Source organism: Pseudomonas sp. GNP013, assembly GCF_054343995.1.
The window spans coordinates 5,378,051-5,397,504 of record NZ_JBTGUT010000001.1 but is presented as its reverse complement, the minus strand read 5'-3'; the positions used below and the strand labels follow the sequence as shown (position 1 = coordinate 5,397,504).

At 61.3% G+C, this 19,454-nt stretch carries 18 protein-coding genes; 4 read left to right on the top strand and 14 right to left on the bottom strand.

Annotated features, from left to right (window positions below):
• Together ACXX81_RS23835 and ACXX81_RS23830 are read right to left on the bottom strand one after the other, a co-directional pair.
• On the bottom strand, positions 1 to 879 hold the full coding sequence (locus tag ACXX81_RS23835; RefSeq protein WP_458572495.1) for a hypothetical protein: 879 nt from the start codon (positions 877 to 879) through the stop codon (positions 1 to 3).
• A complete protein-coding gene (locus ACXX81_RS23830) occupies positions 876 to 1,982 on the bottom strand; it encodes a GNAT family N-acetyltransferase (RefSeq protein WP_458572494.1) in 1,107 nt (368 codons plus the stop codon). The genes ACXX81_RS23835 and ACXX81_RS23830 overlap by 4 nt, the downstream gene beginning before the upstream one ends.
• A gap of 149 nt (positions 1,983 to 2,131) precedes the next feature.
• Here ACXX81_RS23830 and ACXX81_RS23825 point away from each other — a divergent pair, with 149 nt between their 5' ends.
• The gene (locus ACXX81_RS23825; protein ID WP_458572493.1) at positions 2,132 to 4,486 is read left to right on the top strand and encodes a penicillin acylase family protein; all 2,355 of its coding nucleotides are present in this window, start codon (positions 2,132 to 2,134) and stop codon (positions 4,484 to 4,486) included.
• Between the two features lie 33 nt (positions 4,487 to 4,519).
• On the opposite strand, the gene ACXX81_RS23820 is transcribed toward ACXX81_RS23825, so the two are convergent.
• Positions 4,520 to 5,485: a GlxA family transcriptional regulator gene (locus ACXX81_RS23820; RefSeq protein WP_231422762.1), complete on the bottom strand. Its 966-nt coding sequence runs from the start codon at positions 5,483 to 5,485 to the stop codon at positions 4,520 to 4,522.
• 237 nt (positions 5,486 to 5,722) lie between these two features.
• Here ACXX81_RS23820 and ACXX81_RS23815 point away from each other — a divergent pair, with 237 nt between their 5' ends.
• The gene (locus tag ACXX81_RS23815; protein ID WP_322212140.1) at positions 5,723 to 6,364 is read left to right on the top strand and encodes an HD domain-containing protein; all 642 of its coding nucleotides are present in this window, start codon (positions 5,723 to 5,725) and stop codon (positions 6,362 to 6,364) included.
• Positions 6,365 to 6,477: 113 nt separating this feature from the next.
• Here the strand turns inward: ACXX81_RS23815 and ACXX81_RS23810 are convergent, their stop codons facing one another.
• The 8 genes from ACXX81_RS23810 to ACXX81_RS23775 form a co-directional block, all read right to left on the bottom strand.
• Entirely contained in the window at positions 6,478 to 7,362 is an 885-nt protein-coding gene (locus tag ACXX81_RS23810; protein ID WP_458572492.1) for an ABC transporter permease subunit, read from the bottom strand.
• On the bottom strand, positions 7,359 to 8,279 hold the full coding sequence (locus ACXX81_RS23805) for an ABC transporter permease subunit (protein ID WP_057006456.1): 921 nt from the start codon (positions 8,277 to 8,279) through the stop codon (positions 7,359 to 7,361). Before ACXX81_RS23805 ends, ACXX81_RS23810 begins: the two co-directional genes overlap by 4 nt.
• Positions 8,276 to 9,418 carry an ABC transporter ATP-binding protein gene (locus tag ACXX81_RS23800; RefSeq protein WP_057006455.1) on the bottom strand — a complete coding sequence of 381 codons (1,143 nt, stop codon included), beginning with the start codon at positions 9,416 to 9,418 and terminating at the stop codon, positions 8,276 to 8,278. Before ACXX81_RS23800 ends, ACXX81_RS23805 begins: the two co-directional genes overlap by 4 nt.
• A 65-nt stretch (positions 9,419 to 9,483) precedes the next feature.
• The gene (locus ACXX81_RS23795) at positions 9,484 to 10,578 is read right to left on the bottom strand and encodes a polyamine ABC transporter substrate-binding protein (protein ID WP_209986121.1); all 1,095 of its coding nucleotides are present in this window, start codon (positions 10,576 to 10,578) and stop codon (positions 9,484 to 9,486) included.
• Positions 10,579 to 10,729: 151 nt separating this feature from the next.
• On the bottom strand, positions 10,730 to 11,824 hold the full coding sequence (locus tag ACXX81_RS23790) for a polyamine ABC transporter substrate-binding protein (protein WP_209990556.1): 1,095 nt from the start codon (positions 11,822 to 11,824) through the stop codon (positions 10,730 to 10,732).
• 85 nt (positions 11,825 to 11,909) lie between these two features.
• Positions 11,910 to 13,274 (bottom strand): aspartate aminotransferase family protein, encoded by a 1,365-nt coding sequence (locus tag ACXX81_RS23785; protein WP_231422766.1) that lies wholly within the window; start codon positions 13,272 to 13,274, stop codon positions 11,910 to 11,912.
• Between the two features lie 54 nt (positions 13,275 to 13,328).
• Positions 13,329 to 14,687 (bottom strand): glutamine synthetase family protein, encoded by a 1,359-nt coding sequence (locus ACXX81_RS23780; protein ID WP_057006451.1) that lies wholly within the window; start codon positions 14,685 to 14,687, stop codon positions 13,329 to 13,331.
• Positions 14,688 to 14,766: 79 nt separating this feature from the next.
• A complete protein-coding gene (locus tag ACXX81_RS23775) occupies positions 14,767 to 15,006 on the bottom strand; it encodes a hypothetical protein (RefSeq protein ID WP_231422767.1) in 240 nt (79 codons plus the stop codon).
• A gap of 278 nt (positions 15,007 to 15,284) precedes the next feature.
• On the opposite strand from ACXX81_RS23775, the gene ACXX81_RS23770 reads away from it, so the two are divergent.
• Both ACXX81_RS23770 and ACXX81_RS23765 read left to right on the top strand, forming a co-directional pair.
• Entirely contained in the window at positions 15,285 to 16,661 is a 1,377-nt protein-coding gene (locus tag ACXX81_RS23770) for a glutamine synthetase family protein (RefSeq protein ID WP_003234758.1), read from the top strand.
• Positions 16,662 to 16,881: 220 nt separating this feature from the next.
• Positions 16,882 to 17,511 carry a TetR/AcrR family transcriptional regulator gene (locus ACXX81_RS23765; protein WP_209986129.1) on the top strand — a complete coding sequence of 210 codons (630 nt, stop codon included), beginning with the start codon at positions 16,882 to 16,884 and terminating at the stop codon, positions 17,509 to 17,511.
• Positions 17,512 to 17,620: 109 nt separating this feature from the next.
• Here ACXX81_RS23765 and ACXX81_RS23760 read toward each other — a convergent pair whose 3' ends face one another.
• The 3 genes from ACXX81_RS23760 to ssuC are packed head-to-tail and all read right to left on the bottom strand — an operon-like array spanning position 17,621 to position 19,447.
• Positions 17,621 to 17,836 carry a TOBE domain-containing protein gene (locus ACXX81_RS23760; protein WP_003176783.1) on the bottom strand — a complete coding sequence of 72 codons (216 nt, stop codon included), beginning with the start codon at positions 17,834 to 17,836 and terminating at the stop codon, positions 17,621 to 17,623.
• 19 nt (positions 17,837 to 17,855) lie between these two features.
• Positions 17,856 to 18,662 (bottom strand): aliphatic sulfonates ABC transporter ATP-binding protein, encoded by an 807-nt coding sequence (gene ssuB / locus ACXX81_RS23755; RefSeq protein ID WP_209986133.1) that lies wholly within the window; start codon positions 18,660 to 18,662, stop codon positions 17,856 to 17,858.
• Entirely contained in the window at positions 18,659 to 19,447 is a 789-nt protein-coding gene (gene ssuC / locus ACXX81_RS23750) for an aliphatic sulfonate ABC transporter permease SsuC (protein ID WP_209986136.1), read from the bottom strand. The genes ssuB and ssuC overlap by 4 nt, the downstream gene beginning before the upstream one ends.
• Positions 19,448 to 19,454: the final 7 nt, after the last annotated feature.

Sequence of the window (19,454 nt, the reverse complement as noted above, 5' to 3'; positions counted from 1 at the left end):
TTACCGCGCAGCCCAACCTTGATGAATCTGCCGGACCAGCCGCGCATTCAGCGCGTTCTGTTGCTGTTGCCAGATCCGCACCTGGTCCGGCGGTAGCGCCACCTGGCCGTCCGACGCACTCAACCAACGCTTGAACGCACTCTGATAATGGTATTCGGACACGTCGCCAGTGATGTCGGCGCCGATAATCCGGCCCTGACAGACCTCGATCAATGCCGCCAGGTGATGCTCCAGAAACTCACCCTGATCCCAATTGGTGTTCACCACGTCCGGGCTCAGCACGTCCTTGTCGATGGACAGGTACACCGGCAGCGCTCGATCAAACTGCGCCAGAAACGCGCTCATCAGCGCATCGGCATGGCTGAAGGCGCGATTGCCGCGGCCACAGCCCACCCAGTTCATCCAGCGCGTATCGACGTTGACGTTCCAGTAGGTCAGCTTGCCCTTGAGCAGCGGCGACCAGTGATTTTCCCAGGCGTGCCCCAGGCCAATGTCCTGCGAGCCGATACCCAGTACATGCACATGCTCGACCTGCGGCAGACGGCTGGCCCAGTACACCCATGAACCGCAGTGGATGCCGAACGGGTAGCGCATGTTGTCAGGGTGGTTGTCGCAGATGATCAGCTGGAATTTCTGCTGCGTGGGCAGGCGCTTGAGCAGCAGATGACTGAGGTGGTGATAGTCGCCGCTGCCGGTGAACACACAGCCATGCTCGTCGGGCATTCGCGTATCGAGGGCTTTTTCCAGCGCGTGGAATTGCCTCCAGCGGCAGCCGAAGCGGATGGTTTCCTGCCAGGCCTGCAACGGCAGGTGCACCGCGTCGGAAATGTCACTCACGGCCCCGTCAAAATCGAGGATCAGCGGTGCGAGGGCCTTCATGACGTGTGTTCCTGATGCCATTGGGTGTCGCTTTCAAAGTGATGACGCCAGCGGTTGCCCAGCTTGCGCAGCAGCGGGTTGCGCACCCACACCAGATGGCGGGTGAAGGTGAAGCTGGCGCCGAGGCTGGCCTTGACCTCAGGGTCGGTCCAGCCCGCCACGTAAAAATCCAGGCCCTGGGCAATGGCGTATTCAAGGTTCACGAACCAGCTGACCACGTACAGGTTGAAGTCCAGCGCCAGCGGGTAGTTGAGGCCGATGTACTTGTCGAGCAGCTTGCCGTCCTGCACGTAGCACAGGTTGTAGCCGACCAGTTCGTCGCAGTGCCAGTAACAGAACACACGCCCATGGCTGTGGGCGTCGCGCAGCAGTTCGGTAAAGAACGCAGGGGTGAGCAGGTCAAAATGGATCTCGCTCTGGTCGTATACCGCGCGGTACAGCCCGTAGAGGCGCGCCAGCCAGGCGTCGTCGTTGAAGCGCGCGTCGCCGGTTTGCAGCACTTCGATGTGCAGCGCCTCACGGCTGCGCAGTTTGCGTCGGATATTGCGGCGACGGCTGTAGGACAGACGCGCGAGGTAGTCGTCGACGCTGCTGAAGTTGATCGGCACATACGCCAGCGCCTGGCCTTCCAGACTGATGAAGCCGCGACGTGTGCAGTCATCGATCAGGAGTTGCGCGTAGTGGTTGTCGGCCTCGCTCAGCAGCGGCGATTGGCACGGCACGTCCTTGACGATGGTGAGCGCACGTTGCGGCGCGCATTCATGCTGCAACCATTGGGCAAGGTCCTGGGGCGACACGCCCTGGGGGAACGGCGCATATTCGCTGACGGTGGTGCCCACAAAGCAGCTGTCGATCCGCAACCAGGCATGCCAGAGCCCGTAGCCTGGCCAGCCGCGCACACGTTCCACGAAGCTGTCGTCGGCGGTGGTCAGCAGGTCGAAGGGGGTGAAGAAGTACGGCAGGCCCTGATGGGAAACCTGCGCGTCAAAACCCACCGGCGGGTGCCGCAAAAAACCTGCAATCAGCGAGGGTGCTTCCAGGCAGCCGGTATAGGCAACCTCGGGACGCAGCGGGGCGGGTAACGGTTGCAGGGCGCAGGTCATGGCAAAAAAGCTCGAAAGTATCCCGCGCCATAGTGCCCCAGCGGGGCGCGGGCCACTTGAACCTCGGCTGTCGAGGCGGCAATCGGCATTTCATCGCCAAACCCATTAGACTTCGATGACCTTTGAAGGCGACTGACCAAGGACCGTCCATGAAACGCAGCCTGATCGTGCTTGCCCTGCTGATCGTCGCCGTCATGGCCGGCGTTGGCGGCTATGTCTACAGCAAACAACCGACCCGCCAGGGCACGCAGACGCTGGCCAACCTGCAAGGCTCGGTCACGGTGCGCTATGACGAGCGTGGCGTGCCGCACATTCGCGCCGGCAACGAGGCCGATCTGTATCGCGCCCTCGGCTATGTGCAGGCCCAGGACCGGCTGTTCCAGATGGAGATGATGCGGCGCCTGGCCCGTGGCGAACTGGCCGAGGTGCTGGGGCCCAAACTGCTGGAGACCGACAAGCTGTTTCGCAGCCTGCGCATTCGCGAGCGCGCCGCTGACTACGTGGCGCACATGGACCACGAGTCCGCGACCTGGAAAGCCCTGCAAGCCTACCTCGACGGCATCAACCAGTATCAGGCCGGCCACCCCAGCCCCCTGGAGTTCGACGTGCTGGGCATTGCCAAGCGGCCGTTCACCGCCGAGGACAGCGTCAGTGTTGCCGGGTACATGGCCTACAGCTTTGCCGCCGCGTTTCGTACCGAGCCGTTGCTGACCTATATCCACGACCGGTTGGGCAGCGACTACCTGAAGGTCTTCGACCTCGACTGGCAGCCCAGGGGCGCCCTGAACCTGGCAGACAGCGACTGGCAACACCTCGGCGCCCTTGCCCGGTTGAGCGATCAGGCCCTGGCCGACAATGGTTTGCCGCAGTTCGAAGGCAGCAACGCCTGGGCCATCAGTGGCAGCCGCACCCAGAGCGGCAAGCCGTTGCTGGCGGGCGACCCGCATATTCGTTTTTCGGTGCCGGCGGTGTGGTACGAGGCGCAGCTGTCGGCGCCGGGCTTTGAGCTGTACGGCTACCACAACGCGCTGTCGCCGATGGCGTTTCTGGGGCACAACCTGGACTTCGGCTGGAGCCTGACCATGTTCCAGAACGATGACCTCGACCTGATCGCCGAGAAGACCAACCCGGACAACCCCAACCAGGTCTGGTACCACGGCCAATGGGTCGACATGACCCGCAGCGAACAGCAGATTGCAGTCAAGGGCCAGGAGCCGGTCACCCTCACCCTGCGCCGCTCGCCCCACGGCCCGATCATCAACAGTGTGCTCGGCGATAACAGCGGCACGACGCCGATTGCCATGTGGTGGGCGTTTCTCGACACCGACAACCGCAGCCTCGAAGGCTTCTACGAACTCAACCGCGCCGACACCCTGGCCAAGGCGCGCGCGGCGTCTTCCAAAGTGTCGGCGCCGGGCCTGAACATCGTGTGGGCCAATGCCAAGGGCGACATCGGCTGGTGGGCGGCGGCGCAATTGCCGATGCGGCCGCCGGGCGTGAATGCCGGGATGATCCTCGACGGCAGCACACCGGAAGGCGACAAACTGGGCTTCTACCCGTTCAGTGCCAACCCGCAGGAAGAGAACCCGGCGCGGGGTTACGTGGTGTCCGCCAATGCCCAGCCGGTATCGCCCACCGGCATGGAAATCCCTGGTTATTACAACCTGCCCGACCGTGGCCAGCAGTTGAATGCGCAGTTGAGCGACAACAGCGTGAAGTGGAACGTCACCAACAGCCAGGCTCTGCAACTGGGCACCACCACGGCGTTCGGCCCGCGCCTGCTGGCGCCGTTGTTGCCGGTGCTGCGCGAGGTGGTCAAGGACCCGGCCCAGTTGCAGCTGGTGGAGCAACTGGCGGCGTGGAAAGGCGATTATCCGCTCGATTCCACCAGTGCCACGCTGTTCAACCAGTTCCTGTTCAACCTGGCTGAGGCGGCCTTCCACCCCAAACTTGGCGACGCACTGTTCAAGACCCTGCTCAGCACCCGCGTGATCGACGCCGCGCTGCCGCGCCTGGCTGCGTCCGTGGACTCGCCCTGGTGGGACGGCAAGCGCGCCGACACCGTCAAGCGCGCGTGGGACAACAGCCTGAGCCATCTCAAGGCTACATTCGGCGACGACCCGACGCAGTGGCAATGGGGCAAGGCGCACACCCTGACCCACGGCCATCCGCTGGGCTCGCAACAGCCGCTGGACCAGATCGTTAACGTCGGCCCGTTCGCCGCGCCCGGCACCCACGAAGTACCGAACAACCAGTCAGCCAATATCGGCCCGGCGCCCTGGCCCGTCACCTACGGCCCCTCCACCCGCCGCCTGATCGACTTCGCCGACGCCGCCCACGCCCTCACCATCAACCCGGTCGGGCAAAGCGGCGTGCCGTTCGACGCGCATTACAGCGACCAGGCACAAACCTACATCGAGGGCGGTTACGAACAGGCGCACTTCACCGACGAGGAAGTCACCGCCAACACGCGCGGCACGCTCAAGCTACTGCCAGCGCGATAGGCATTGGTCGAGGGGCACTCTCAAACCGGCGCCTCACACCGGTGCGGCGAAGTTGAGCCTGAACCGCTGCGGCGTCACCCCCAGCCGGCGGCTGAACACGCTGCGCATGTGCTGTGCATCGCGAAAGCCGCACTGATAAGCCACCGTCTTGAGCGGCGCGCGGGTGCTTTCGAGCATCACCCGCGCGGCATCCACGCGTGCACGCTCGACGAACTCCGCCGGGGTGATGTGCGCTTCACGGGCGAACACCCGGGAGAAATTGCGCGCACTCATGCTGGCCGCCCTGGCCAGATCGGCGATGGTCAAATCCCCGGTTAAATTGGCCAACACATACAACTGCACCCGAGCCACCGCCGAGGAGGTGTCGGCATGGGGTGTGAGAAATGGGCTGAACTGCGACTGCCCGCCCGAACGCTGGGTGAACACCACAAGGCGCTTGGCAACGCTCAAGGCCACCTCCGGCCCGTGATCCTGGGCCAGCAGGTACAACGACAAATCGATACCCGCCGTCACACCGGCCGAGGTGTAGAGGTTGCCGTCCTGCACGTAAAGACGGTCGGCCTCGACCCGCGCCGAGGGGCACAGGCGCGCCAGGTCAGCGGCATCGTTCCAATGCGTTGTCACGGTTTTCCCGCCCAGCAAACCGGCACGCGCGAGCATGAACGCGCCGTTGCAGATCGACCCGAAGCGCTGCGACCGGGCCGCTGCGCCGCGCAACCAATCATAGAACTGCGCGCCGAAGTCCTCGAAGGGCAACTGCGGGCCGCCGGCGACCAGCAGCAGATCACAGGTTTGCAGAGCTTCGCTGTAGTGCTTGTGGGCTTGCAGCGACAACCCATTGGAAGCGGCCATCACGCCGTGACCCACACCGATCACTTCCAGTTGGTAATGGTCCTCGGGCGCCAGGAATCGGTTCGCCTCGCAGAACACATCCATGGGTCCGCTCACGTCCAGCGACTGGACGCCAGGGAAGATCAGGATGGCGACGGTTCTATGCATGACGACACCTTTATAGGGCTGACCCGACACCCCTGTGGGAGCTGACTTGCCTGCGATGCAGACACCTCGGTGTATCAGGTATATCGAGGTGATGCTATCAGGCAAGCCACCGCCCCCATTCGACCGAGTACACCCCTGGCACGATGTGTCGGCATATTGGCCGCAATTGCACCCTCGCCGCGATGGCCGCCCGGCAGGTGCGCGACCAGACTGGGTGCTTCCCACAGGAGAACAACCATGACCACGACCATCGCCGGCATCAAGATCCCCGACAGCGCCCTGGCCAGGGCCGCTACCGACTACATCCGCGACATCGAGTCCGACCTGCTCTACCACCACTCGCGCCGGGTGTTCCTGTTTGGCGCATTGAGCGGTGAACGCAAGCAGTTGGCGTACAACCCTGAGTTGCTGTACGTCGGCGCGATGTTCCATGACCTGGGCTTGATGGAAGGCCATCGCAGCGACGACAAGCGCTTCGAAGTGGACGGCGCCAATGCGGCGGCGAAGTTTCTCAAGCCTTACGGGCTGAGCGATGACGATATCGAGCAGGTATGGCTGTCCATCGCCCTGCACACAACCCCGGGGGTGCCGCAGCATCTGCGCCCCACGGTGGCGCTGGTAACCGCCGGTGTGGAAATGGACGTGCTGGGCATGGACTACGCCGCGTTCAGCAGCGCGCAACGCGAGGCTGTGGTGCATGCGCATCCACGCGGTGAGGGGTTCAAGGAGTGCATCATCTGTGCATTTGCCGACGGCTTGCGCCATCGTCCGCAGACCACGTTTGGTAACGTAAAGACCGATGTTCTGCTGGACCAGGTGCCGGGGTTCAAGCCGACGAATTTTGTACAGGTGATTCGCACCTCGCCGTGGGCAGCGTAATCAACTTGAAATGCAATTAAAGGTGGGAGGGGGCTTGCTCCCGATAGCAGTGGGTCAGTCTCACTTCAATTGACTGACACCCTGCTCTCGGGAGCAAGCCCCACCCCCACACTTTAAACCGGCGCCGGCGCGCGGCGCTTGTCGGGCTGTTTCCAGCCTTCGGCGGCGGCTTCTTCGATGGCTTGCTGGATCGCCTTCTTGCGATGCTCTTCGGCACGCCGGCTGAAGAACCACACCAGAAACGTCACCAGCGACACCGCCAACAGAATCAGACTCGCCACGGCGTTGATCTCGGGTTTGACCCCCAGGCGCACCGCCGAGAACACTTCCATCGGCAAGGTGGTCGAACCCGGCCCCGACACGAAGCTGGCCAGTACCAGGTCGTCCAGCGACAGCGCAAACGACATCATGCCGCCCGCCGCCAGCGACGGCGCGATCATCGGGATGGTGATCAGGAAGAACACCTTCCACGGCCGCGCGCCCAGGTCCATCGCCGCTTCTTCAATCGACAGGTCCAGCTCACGCAGGCGCGCCGATACCACCACCGCCACGTACGCCGCGCAGAAGGTGGTGTGGGCGATCCAGATGGTGACGATGCCACGTTCCTGGGGCCAGCCGATCAACTGCGCCATTGCCACGAACAGCAGCAACAGCGACAGACCGGTGATCACTTCGGGCATCACCAGCGGCGCGGTGACCAGGCCGCCGAACAGCGTGCGGCCCTTGAACTGGCTGATGCGCGTCAGCACGAAGGCCGCCAGCGTACCCAGCGCCACCGCCGCCACCGCCGTGTAGCAGGCGATTTCCAGCGAGCGCGCCACCGAGCCCATCAACTGGGTGTTGTCCAGCAGGCCCACGTACCATTTGATCGACCAACCGCCCCACACCGTCACCAGCTTGGATTCGTTGAACGAGTAGATCACCAGGATCAGCATCGGCAAGTAGATGAACAACAAGCCTGCGACCAGCATGAAGCTGGAGAAACGAAAGCGTTTCATATCTTGCCCTCCAGCTCTTTGGCCTGGCTGCGGTTGAACAGGATGATTGGCACGATCAGGATCGCCAGCATCACCACCGCCAGGGCGGACGCCACCGGCCAGTCACGGTTATTGAAGAATTCCTGCCACAGCACTTTACCGATCATCAGGGTTTCCGGGCCGCCGAGCAGTTCGGGGATCACGAACTCGCCCACCACCGGGATAAACACCAGCATGCAACCGGCAATGATGCCGTTCTTGGACAGCGGCACGGTGATTTTCCAGAAGCTGTTGAAGGTGCTCGAACCCAGATCGGATGCGGCTTCCAGCAGGCTCTGATCGTGCTTCACCAGGTTGGCGTACAGCGGCAGGATCATGAACGGCAGGTACGAATAGACCACGCCGATGTACACCGCAATGTTGGTGTTGAGGATCTGCAGCGGCTCGCTGATCAGCCCCATGGACATCAGGAAGCCATTGAGCAGACCGTTGTTGCTGAGGATGCCCATCCACGCATACACGCGGATCAGGATCGCGGTCCAGGTCGGCATCATGATCAGCAGCACCAGCACGGTCTGCATCTCTTTGCGCGCGGTGGCGATGGCGTAGGCCATCGGGTAACCGACCAGCAGGCACAGCAGCGTGCTGAAAAACGCCATTTTCAGCGAGCCGAGGTAGGCGGCGATGTACAGCTCGTCCCCCGCCAGCAGGCTGTAGTTGGCCAGGTTCAGCACCACTTGCAGCTTCTGCTCAACGTAGGTGTAGATCTCGGTGTACGGCGGGATCGCCACATCGGCTTCGGCAAAGCTGATTTTCAACACGATGAAAAACGGCAGTGCGAAAAACAGGAACAGCCACAGGAACGGAATCCCGATGACCACCTGCTTGCCACTGGGGACGAGGCGGTTCAAGCGCCGCTTGAGTTTTTTTGTGTTCATGAGCGCAGTACCACGCCGCTGTCGTCTTCCCACCACACGTACACCTGATCACCCCAGGTAGGGCGCTGGCCACGGCGCTCGGCGTTGGCGACGAAGGACTGCACCAGCTTGCCGCTCGGCAGCTCCACGTAGAACACCGAGTGACCGCCCAGGTAAGCGATGTCGTGCACCTTGCCGCTGGACCAGTTGTGCTCGCAGGTCGGCATCTCTGAGGTGACCAACAGTTTTTCCGGGCGGATGGCGTAGGTCACCGACTTGTCTTCCACCGCAGTGGCGATGCCGTAGCCCACGTAGATATCGCGGTCCAGGTCCGGGCATTTGAGCACCGCGTGGCCTTCGGCGTCGTCCACCACCTGGGTTTCGAAGATGTTGACGTTGCCGATAAATTCGCACACCAGACGGCTGGTAGGCGTCTCGTAGATATCGATCGGGCTGCCGATCTGCGCGATCCAGCCCAGGTGCATGATCGCGATGCGCTCGGCCATGGTCATGGCCTCTTCCTGGTCGTGGGTGACCATCACGCAGGTCACGCCGACGCGCTCGATGATCTCCACCAGCTCGAGCTGCATCTGCGAGCGCAGTTTCTTGTCCAGCGCGCCCATCGGCTCATCGAGCAGCAGCAGTTTCGGGCGCTTGGCCAGGGAGCGGGCCAGGGCCACGCGCTGGCGCTGACCGCCGGACAACTGGTGCGGCTTGCGCTTGGCGTACTGGCTCATCTGCACCAGCTTGAGCATCTCGGCCACGCGGGCGTCGACTTCGGCCTTGGGGATCTTGTCCTGCTGCAGGCCGAAGGCGATGTTCTGCGCCACGGTCATGTGCGGGAACAGCGCGTAGGACTGGAACATCATGTTGATCGGCCGCTCGTAGGGCGGCATGTCGGTGATGTCGACACCGTCGAGGTAGATGCGGCCTTCGGTCGGGCGCTCGAAACCTGCAAGCATGCGCAGCAGGGTGGACTTGCCCGATCCCGAACCGCCGAGCAGGGCGAAAATCTCGCCTTTCTTGATTTCCAGGGACACATCGTCCACGGCAATCGTCTCGTCGAACTTCTTCGTGACCCGGTCGATTTTGACCAGCACCTTCTTCGGTGTCTGGTCGCCCTCGAGGGCTTTCTTGTAGGCGCCGGAGGCAACAGCCATTTACGAAACTCCCAAAAAAAGAGTGCAGTTCGCCCAATGCGGGCGAACCCTGGATAGTTTGAGCGCTACTTGCCCGTCTTGACCTTGGTCCAGCTACGGGTCATCAAGCGTTGCACCTTCGGGGGTAGCTCGAAGTTGACGAATGTCCGGTCGAGAACCGCCTGCGGTGGGTAAACCGCTGCGTCGGTGCGTATCGATTGCTCCATCAGTGTGTCCGACCCTGGGTTAGGGTTGGCGTAGCCGACGTAATCACTGACCTGGGCGATCACCTCAGGTTGCAGCAAATAGTTGATGAAGGCGTGGGCTTCCTTGACGTTGGTGGCGTCCTTGGGAATCGCCAGTACGTCGAACCACAGGTTGCCGCCTTCCTTGGGAATCGCGTAGGCGATGTTCACGCCCTTGCCTGCTTCGGCCGCACGGGCCTTAGCCTGGAACACATCGCCGGAGAAACCGGCCGCCACGCAGATATTGCCGTTGGCCAGGTCCGAGATGTATTTGGAGGAATGGAAGTAGGTCACGTAGGGCCGTACTTTGAGCAGCTTCTCTTCGGCCTTCTTGTAGTCGGCCGGGTTGGTGCTGTTGGGATCCAGGCCCATGTAGTTGAGCACCGCCGGCAGCATCTCATCGGCCGAGTCCATGAACGACACGCCGCAGCTGGCGAGCTTCTTCATGTTTTCCGGCTCGAACAGCACCGCCCAGGAGTCGATATGGTCGACGCCCAGCACCTCTTTCACTTTATCGACGTTGTAACCGATGCCGTTGGTGCCCCACAGGTACGGCACAGAATACTGGTTACCCGGATCGTTCTTTTCCAGACGCTTGAGCAACGCCGGGTCAAGATTGGAATAATTAGTCAGCAATGACTTGTCGAGCTTCTGGAACGCCCCAGCCTTGATCTGCTTGCCGAGAAAGTGGTTGGACGGCACTACCACGTCGTAGCCGGTGCGCCCGGCCAGCAGCTTGCCTTCCAGGGTTTCGTTGGAATCAAACACGTCGTACACGGGCTTGATGCCGGTGGCCTTTTCGAAGTTGGCCAGGGTGTCGGGGCCGATGTAGTCCGACCAGTTATAAATATGCACCGTCGGTGCAGCCTGCACGCTGACAGCCAGCGTGATACCTGCACCCACCAGCAAGGCTTTGCGAAATAAAGAAATTGGCAAGTGGAGGTCCTCTTCAATAGTTGGCCCTGAAGTTGTTGCCCGGCAACAAAACCGGCGCGCAACTTACCTTCGATAAACCGATCCGGCAAAACTTTCTTTCATTTAATTAATGTGTGGGAGGGCGTTTGCGCCCTCCCACGGGTAGCAGGGCTTACTTGCCCGACTTGATCTTGGTCCAGCTGCGCGTCATCTCGCGCTGGGTAGCGGCCGGAAGGTCGGCAATTGCATACAGCTTGGCTTGCACGTCCGCTGGCGGGTAGATGCCCGGGTCGCTGGTGATGTCTTTATCGACCAGTGCGGTAGCCTTCTCGTTACCGTTCGGGAAACGCACGCTGTTGGTGATCGACGCCATCACTTCCGGCTTGAGCAGGTAGTTCATGAACTTATAGGCGGCATCGACGTTTTCGGCATCCTTGGGAATGGCGACCATGTCGAAGAAGCTGCCCGCGCCTTCCTTGGGAATGTCGTAGGCCACCTTGACCTTGCCGCCGGCTTCGGCCGCGCGGGACTTGGCCTGCTGGATGTCACCCGAGTAACCCACGGCTACGCAGATGTTGCCGTTGGCCAGGTCCGAGATGTACTTGGACGAGTGGAAGTAGCCGATCGAAGGACGGATTTTCAGGAACAGCGCTTCAGCTTGCTTGAGGTCGTCTTTCTTCTGGCTGTCGGTTGGCAGGCCCAGGTAATGCAGGGCAATCGGCAGCATTTCGGTGGGCGAATCGAGGAAGCTCACGCCGCAGCTTTTCAGCTTGGCGATGTTCTCGGGCTGGAGCAGCACGTCCCACGAGTCGATCTTGTCCACGCCCAGCGCAGCCTTGACCTTCTCCGGGTTGTAGCCGATGCCGATGGAGCCCCACATGTACGGGAACGCGTGCTTGTTGCCCGGGTCGCTGACCGACACGGCTTTGAGCAGGGATTTGTTCAGGTTGCTGTAGTTGGGCAACTTGGACGTGTCCAGTTCCTGGTACACACCGGCCTTGATCTGCTTGGCGAGGAAATTGTTCGACGGCACGACGATGTCGTAACCGGACTTGCCCGCCAGCAACTTGGCTTCCAGGGTTTCGTTGCTGTCGAACACGTCGTACACCACTTTGATGCCTGACTCTTTTTCAAAGTTGGCGATGGTGTCCGGTGCAATGTAGTCGGACCAGTTGTACACGTGCAGCACTTTACTGTCTGCCTGGGCCGCGCCCGCCATTGCGCCCATCAGGGACAAGGCGAGGAGGGTCTTGCCAGCGTTTTTCAAACCTGATGCCTTCATTATGGTGATGCTCCGATTTTTTCTTTATTAGCCACAGCCTGCGTTATTTGATGCGTGCTGAGACTAGCACTTAGCCCTGCAATTGGGCCAAGGTCAGGTCCAGGCAGGTACGCGCCTTGGTCACCAGTTCGTCAATTTCCGCGTGGCTGATCACAAGCGGCGGAGAAATGATCATGGTATCGCCCACGGCACGCATGATCAGGCCGTTGTTGAAGCAAAAGTTACGACAGATCATGCCTGCGCCACGGCCTTCATAACGCTTGCGCGTGGCCTTGTCCTGCACCAGCTCAATCGCACCCAGCAAGCCAACACCGCGTACTTCGCCCACCAACGGATGATCCGCAAGCTCGCGCAGACGTTTCTGCAAATAGGGTGCCGTTTCATCCTGCACACGCTGGATGATTTTCTCGTCGCGCAGAATGCGGATGTTTTCCAGCGCCACCGCCGCCGCCACCGGATGCCCGGAGTAGGTGAAGCCGTGGTTGAAATCACCGCCTTCATTGAGCACGGCCACCACGTCGTCGTGCACGATCAACCCGCCCATGGGGATGTAGCCCGAGGTCAGGCCCTTGGCGATGGTCATCATGTGCGGCTTGAGCCCGTAGAAGTCGCTGCCGAACCACTCACCGGTTCGGCCGAAGCCGCAGATCACTTCGTCGGCGACAAACAGAATGTCGTACTTCGCAAGAATTTCCTTGATGCGCGGCCAGTAGGTCGCAGGCGGCACGATCACGCCACCCGCGCCCTGGATCGGCTCGGCAATAAAGGCGCCGACGTTGTCCACGCCCAGTTCCAGGATCTTGGCTTCCAGCTGGTCGGCGGCCCACACGCCGAACGCCTCCGGGCTCATGTCGCCGCCTTCGCCAAACCAGTACGGCTGAGCGATGTGGGTAATGCCAGGGATCGGCAGGTCGCCCTGCTCGTGCATATAAGTCATGCCGCCCAGGCTGGCGCCGGCCACGGTGGAGCCGTGGTAGCCATTTTTGCGGCTGATGATGGTTTTCTTGTTCGGCTGGCCTTTGATCGCCCAATAGTGGCGGACCATGCGCAACATGGTGTCGTTGCCTTCGGAGCCGGAGCCGGCGAAAAACACGTGATTCATGCCGGCGGGCGCGACGTCGGCGATAGCCTTGGCCAATTCCAGGGCCGGCGGGTGGGCGGTCTGGAAGAACAGGTTGTAGTACGGCAGGGCTTTCATCTGTTTGGCGGCGGCATCGGCCAGCTCATCGCGGCCGTAGCCGATGGCCACGCACCACAGGCCGGCCATGCCGTCGAGGATCTTGTTGCCTTCGCTGTCCCACAGGTAAACACCGTGGGCCTTGGTGATGATCCTCGGGCCTTTCTCTTTCAATTGCTTGAAGTCGCTGAACGGCGCCAGGTGGTGATCGTTGCTCAAGGCTTGCCATTCACGGGTTTGCGGGTTGTTGCTGGACATACAGGTCTCCTGGTTCGGTGAAGGGCGCGCCGTCTGCACAGCGCGCCCGGCGCATCAGACGGCGAAGAGCAGGAATTCCCGCTCCCACGAACTGATCACGCGCTTGAAGTTTTCATGCTCGGCCCGCTTGACCGCGACATAGCCGGTGATGAATTTCTGCCCGAGGTATTTCTCGATGGTCTTGCTGTTTTCCATGCGTTCCAGGGCGTCTTCGATGGTCAACGGCAGGCGCAGGTTGCGTCGCTCGTAGCCTCGGCCCACCACTGGCGCACTGGGGTTGTGCTGCTCGACCATGCCGATGTAGCCACACAGCAGGCTGGCGGCAATCGCCAGGTACGGGTTGGCGTCGGCGCCTGGCAGGCGGTTTTCGACACGACGGTTCTGCGGGCCGGCATCCGGTACACGCAGGCCGACGGTGCGGTTCTCTTCGCCCCACTCCACGTTCACCGGCGCCGAGGTGTCGGGCAGGAAGCGGCGGAACGAGTTCACGTTGGGTGCAAACAGCGGCAGCAGTTCGGGGATGAATTTCTGCAGGCCGCCGATGTGATTGAGGAACAGCTGGCTCATGGTCCCGTCTTCGTTGGAGAAGACGTTCTTGCCGGTGGCGATGTCGATGATGCTCTGGTGCAGGTGCATCGCGCTGCCCGGCTCGCCGGTCATGGGTTTGGCCATGAAGGTGGCGGCCACGTTGTGCTTGAGCGCGGCTTCGCGCATGGTGCGTTTGAACACCAGAATCTGGTCGGCCAGGGACAGCGCGTCGCCGTGACGGAAGTTGATTTCCATCTGCGCGGTGCCGTCTTCGTGGATCAGGGTGTCGAGGTCCAGCTCCTGCAATTCGCACCAGTCGTAGACGTCTTCGAACAGCGGGTCGAATTCGTTGGCCGCTTCGATGGAGAAGGACTGGCGACCGGTCTCCGGGCGCCCGGAACGGCCAATTGGCGGTTGCAGCGGGAAGTCCGGGTCTTCGCAGCGTTTGGTCAGGTAGAACTCCATCTCCGGCGCCACGATGGGCTGCCAGCCTTTGTCGGCGTAGAGCTTGAGGACTTTCTTGAGCACGTTGCGCGGCGACAGCTCGATGGGGTTGCCTTGCTTGTCGTAGGTGTCGTGGATCACCTGGGCGGTGGGCTCGATGGCCCAGGGCACGAGGAACACGGCGTTCTGGTCGGGGCGGCAGATCATGTCGATGTCGGCCGGGTCGAGCAGTTCGTAATAGATGTCGTCTTCGACATAGTCGCCGGTCACGGTCTGCAACAGCACGCTCTCGGGCAGGCGCATGCCTTTTTCGGCGATGAACTTGTTGGTCGGCGAGATCTTGCCTCGGGTGATACCGGTGAGGTCGCCAATCATGCATTCGACTTCTGTGATCTTGTGGTCTTTCAACCAATCGGTGAGCTGGTCGAGGTTGTTACTCATAAATGCCTCTGGGCTGGGTTTCCTGGCGTCCATTAAAGGCCAGGCGTTGGTTGACGCAGCATCCGCGTCGTTTTTTCGTTCAGGGTAGGAGCTTACCTGCCATTTGCTGCAACGTTGCATTCCTCAGGCCAACCTTGTGCGTAATTTTGATCGGCGCGGCGGTCATCTGCGGCGTGATCGCAATCGAGGAGGCAAAAAAGAGGAAGACCCGGGCGTCAAGAATATTGGCCGGTGCGCGGTGCTTGGCGAGGCATAAATGGAGAGATGACAGGACTTGTCTGATACAGGTCAAGACGCCAACTGGCGGAAGGCGAGACATGAAGCACCCCGGTATTATTGCTGTTATGGGTTTGAATCGAGCTTAGCCTTGTTCATTTTTTTACACAACACCCCCGTAAAAAATACAACACGGCCCGCTTTAGGCTGCGACTCCCCAGCCGCGCAAACCCAAAAAAGCGCCGCAAAAAGCCCCAAAAAAGGCCACGCGGCGCTTTTTCAGGGCAAAAAAGGCCTCGCTTGACTTCGGCATGCCGTTCGGGTTGACTGAAACCAGAAAAGATCAATGATTGATATTTTTAACAACAAAGGTGTTGCATCATGTCGGTACCCCCGCGTGCCGTTCAGCTTAACGAAGCGAACGCGTTCCTTAAGGATCATCCTGAGGTTCTGTACGTAGACCTTCTAATTGCGGATATGAATGGTGTGGTGCGCGGCAAGCGCATCGAACGCACCAGCCTCCACAAGGTTTACGAGAAGGGCATTAACCTGCCTGCCTCTTTATTTGCCCTGGATATCAACGGCTCGACGGTGGAAAGCACCGGCCTGGGTCTGGACATCGGCGATGCTGACCGAATCTGTTATCCGATCCCCGACACCCTGTGCAATGAACCCTGGCAAAAGCGCCCGACCGCGCAATTGCTGATGACCATGCACGAACTGGAAGGTGAACCTTTCTTCGCCGATCCTCGCGAAGTGCTGCGCCAGGTGGTAAGCAAGTTCGACGATCTTGGCCTGACCATCTGCGCCGCCTTCGAGCTTGAGTTCTACCTGATCGACCAGGAGAACGTGAACGGCCGCCCCCAACCGCCCCGCTCGCCGATCTCCGGCAAACGTCCGCACTCGACACAGGTCTACCTGATCGACGACCTCGACGAGTACGTCGACTGCCTCCAGGACATTCTGGAAGGTGCCAAAGAGCAAGGCATCCCGGCCGACGCCATCGTCAAGGAAAGTGCCCCGGCGCAGTTCGAAGTGAACCTGCACCACGTTGCCGACCCGATCAAGGCCTGCGACTACGCGGTACTGCTCAAGCGACTGATCAAGAACATCGCCTACGACCATGAGATGGACACCACCTTCATGGCCAAGCCCTATCCGGGCCAGGCTGGCAACGGTTTGCACGTACACATTTCGATCCTGGACAAAGACGGCAAAAACATCTTTGCCAGCGAGGATCCCGAGCAGAACGCCGCATTGCGTCACGCGATCGGCGGTGTGCTCGAGACCCTGCCCGCCCAGATGGCGTTCCTGTGCCCGAACGTCAACTCCTACCGTCGTTTCGGCGCACAGTTCTACGTGCCGAACTCGCCGTGCTGGGGCCTGGACAACCGCACCGTGGCGATTCGCGTGCCCACCGGCTCGTCCGATGCAGTGCGTATCGAACACCGCGTGGCCGGCGCCGATGCCAACCCTTACCTGCTGATGGCTTCGGTTCTGGCGGGCGTGCACCACGGTCTGACCAACAAGATCGAGCCGAATGCACCGGTGGAAGGCAACAGCTACGAGCAGAACGAACAAAGCCTGCCGAACAACCTGCGCGATGCCTTGCGCGAGCTGGACGACAGTGAAGTGATGGCGCGGTACATCGATCCCAAATACATCGATATTTTCGTCGCCTGCAAGGAAAGCGAGCTGGAAGAGTTTGAACACTCCATCTCCGACCTTGAGTACAACTGGTACCTGCATACCGTTTAAGCGGTTGCGGTAGTTGAAAAGACGCTGCTGACTTCGGTCAGTGGCGTTTTTTTTGGGTTTATTCGGGGAGACCGAGGTGGATTCATCGGGGGCAAGCCCCCTCCCACACTGGATCTGTGACCACATTCAAAATGTGGGAGGGGGCTTGCCCCCGATAGCGGTCTGGCAGACAACACACCTTCCTACTCATACAATGCCTGCTGCCTTGTAGGAGACTTCCATGTCCACCCGCCCCACCGTCACTCGCAAACCCCGCGCCCGCAGCCAGGCGCGGATCGACACGATCCTGGATGCCGCCCGCGCGTTGCTGGCCGCCGAAGGCGTGGCCGGTTTGTCGATCTACAGTGTGGCCAAGCGCGCGCAGATTCCGGCGGCGTCGGTGTACCACTTTTTTGCCAGTGTGCCGGCGTTGCTGCAAGCGTTGACGGCGGATGTGCACGCGGCCTTCCGTGCGGCCATCGAGGCCCCCATCGAGCATGACTCGCTCAAGCAATGGCGCGACCTGTCCGCTGTCGTCGAGCAGCGCATGCTTAGCATCTACGCGCATGATGCTGTCGCGCGCCAGTTGATCCTCACCCAGCACGGGCTCACTGAAGTGACCCAGGCCGACCGTCAGCATGATCTAGAGTTGGGGGATTTGATGCTGGCCGTGTTCAACCGCCACTTCGAGGTGCCGACGCTACCCAACGATGTGGACGTGTTTGCATTGGCGCTGGAGTTGAGCGACCGCGTGTATGCGCGCTCGGTGCATCAGCATGGGCGGATTACGCCGCGCATGGCGGAGGAAGGGATGCGGGTATTTGATGCGTATGTGGGGCTCTACTTGCCGGCGTACTTGCCCAAGCGGTAAGGGTGGCAGGGCGCGCCTCATCGGGGGCAAGCCCCCTCCCACACGTTGACCTGTGAACACATTCAAAATGTGGGAGGAGGCTTGCCCCCGATGACGGCCTCAAGAGCACTCACAACTTGGCAATCGACACCTCAGTGGATTTCACAAAGGCGATCACTTCACTGCCGATCACCAGTTCCAGCTCTTTGACCGAGCGCGTGGTGATCACCGACGTGACGATGCCCGAGGCGGTCTGCACGTCGATCTCCGACAAAACGTCGCCGACCACGATTTCCTTGATGGTGCCCTTGAACTGGTTGCGCACGTTGATGGCTTTGATAGTCATGGTGTTTTTCCTGTGTGGGTTATTGAGCCCAACGCAATTGCGTCGGCAGCGGTGAAACAGGTTCGGGTTCCGGCGGCACGCCGGGCAAGGACAGCACGCGGTTGAGCACTTCGGCTTCCAGTGCGGCCAGACGATGTGAACCACGGGCACGCGGGCGCGGCAGGTCGACGGTGAGGTCCAGGCCGATTTCGCCGTCTTCGATCAGGATCACCCGGTCGGCAATCGCCACGGCTTCGCTGACGTCGTGGGTGACCAGCAACACGGTGAAGCCGTGCTTTTGCCAGAGGTTTTCGATCAGTTGCTGCATCTCAATACGGGTCAGGGCATCCAGTGCGCCCAGGGGCTCGTCGAGCAGCAGCAGGCGCGGTTGGTGGATCAGCGCGCGGGCCAGCGCCACCCGTTGCTTCTGCCCGCCGGACAACGCCGCCGGCCATTCATCGGCACGCTCGGCCAGGCCCACCGCCTCCAGCGCGTCCAACGCCCGGGGGCGCCAGTTGCCCTTGAGGCCCAGGCCCACGTTGTCGATGATCTTTTTCCATGGCAGCAGGCGCGCTTCCTGAAACATCAGCCGCGTGTCTTCGATCGCCTCGTCGAGCGGCGCAGACCCGGCCAGCAACTGGCCGCCGCTGGCTTTATCCAGGCCCGCCAGCAGGCGCAGCAAGGTGCTTTTACCGCAGCCACTGCGACCGACCACGGCGACGAACTGACCGGCAGGGATATGCAGATCGATCTCTTTGAGTACTTCCCGCGCACCAAAGGACTTGCGCAATTTGCGCACCGCGAGCGGGATGCCCTTGAGCAGGCGCGGAGGTTGTTGAGCAGTCATGCCGCACCTCCCTTATGCACTTGATAGGCCGGGTGCCAGCGCAACCAGACCCGTTCCAGGCCACGCGCGGCCAGGTCGGCCAGTTTGCCGAGGATCGCGTACAACACGATGGCCAGCACCACCACGTCGGTTTGTAGAAATTCCCGCGCGTTCATCGCCAGGTAGCCGATGCCAGAGCTGGCCGAGATGGTTTCCGCCACGATCAGCGTCAACCACATGAAGCCCAGGGCAAAGCGCACGCCCACCAGGATCGACGGCAACGCGCCGGGCAGAATCACCTGCCAGAACAGACTGAAACCGGACAAGCCATAGCTGCGCGACATTTCCACCAGTGCCGGGTCGACGTTGCGGATGCCGTGATAGGTATTGAGGTAGATCGGGAACAGCGTGCCGAGGGCGACCAGGAAAATCTTCGCCGTCTCATCAATGCCGAACCACAGGATCACCAACGGAATCAGCGCCAGGTGCGGTACGTTGCGGATCATCTGCACCGAGCTGTCCAGCAAACGCTCGCCCCAGGTCGACAGACCGGTGATAAAGCCCAGCGCCAGGCCGATGCCACCGCCGATCACGAAGCCCAGGCCGGCCCGCCAGCCACTGATGGCCAGGTGCGTCCAGATTTCGCCGCTGCGCACCAGGTTGACCCCGGCCTCAATCACTGCGCTGGGCGCCGGCAGAATGCGCGTCGACAACCAGCCCGCCGACACCGACAACTGCCACACCGCCAGCAACAGAATCGGCAGCACCCAGGGCGCCACGCGATGGCTCAATTTTTCAACATTCATGGCGTCC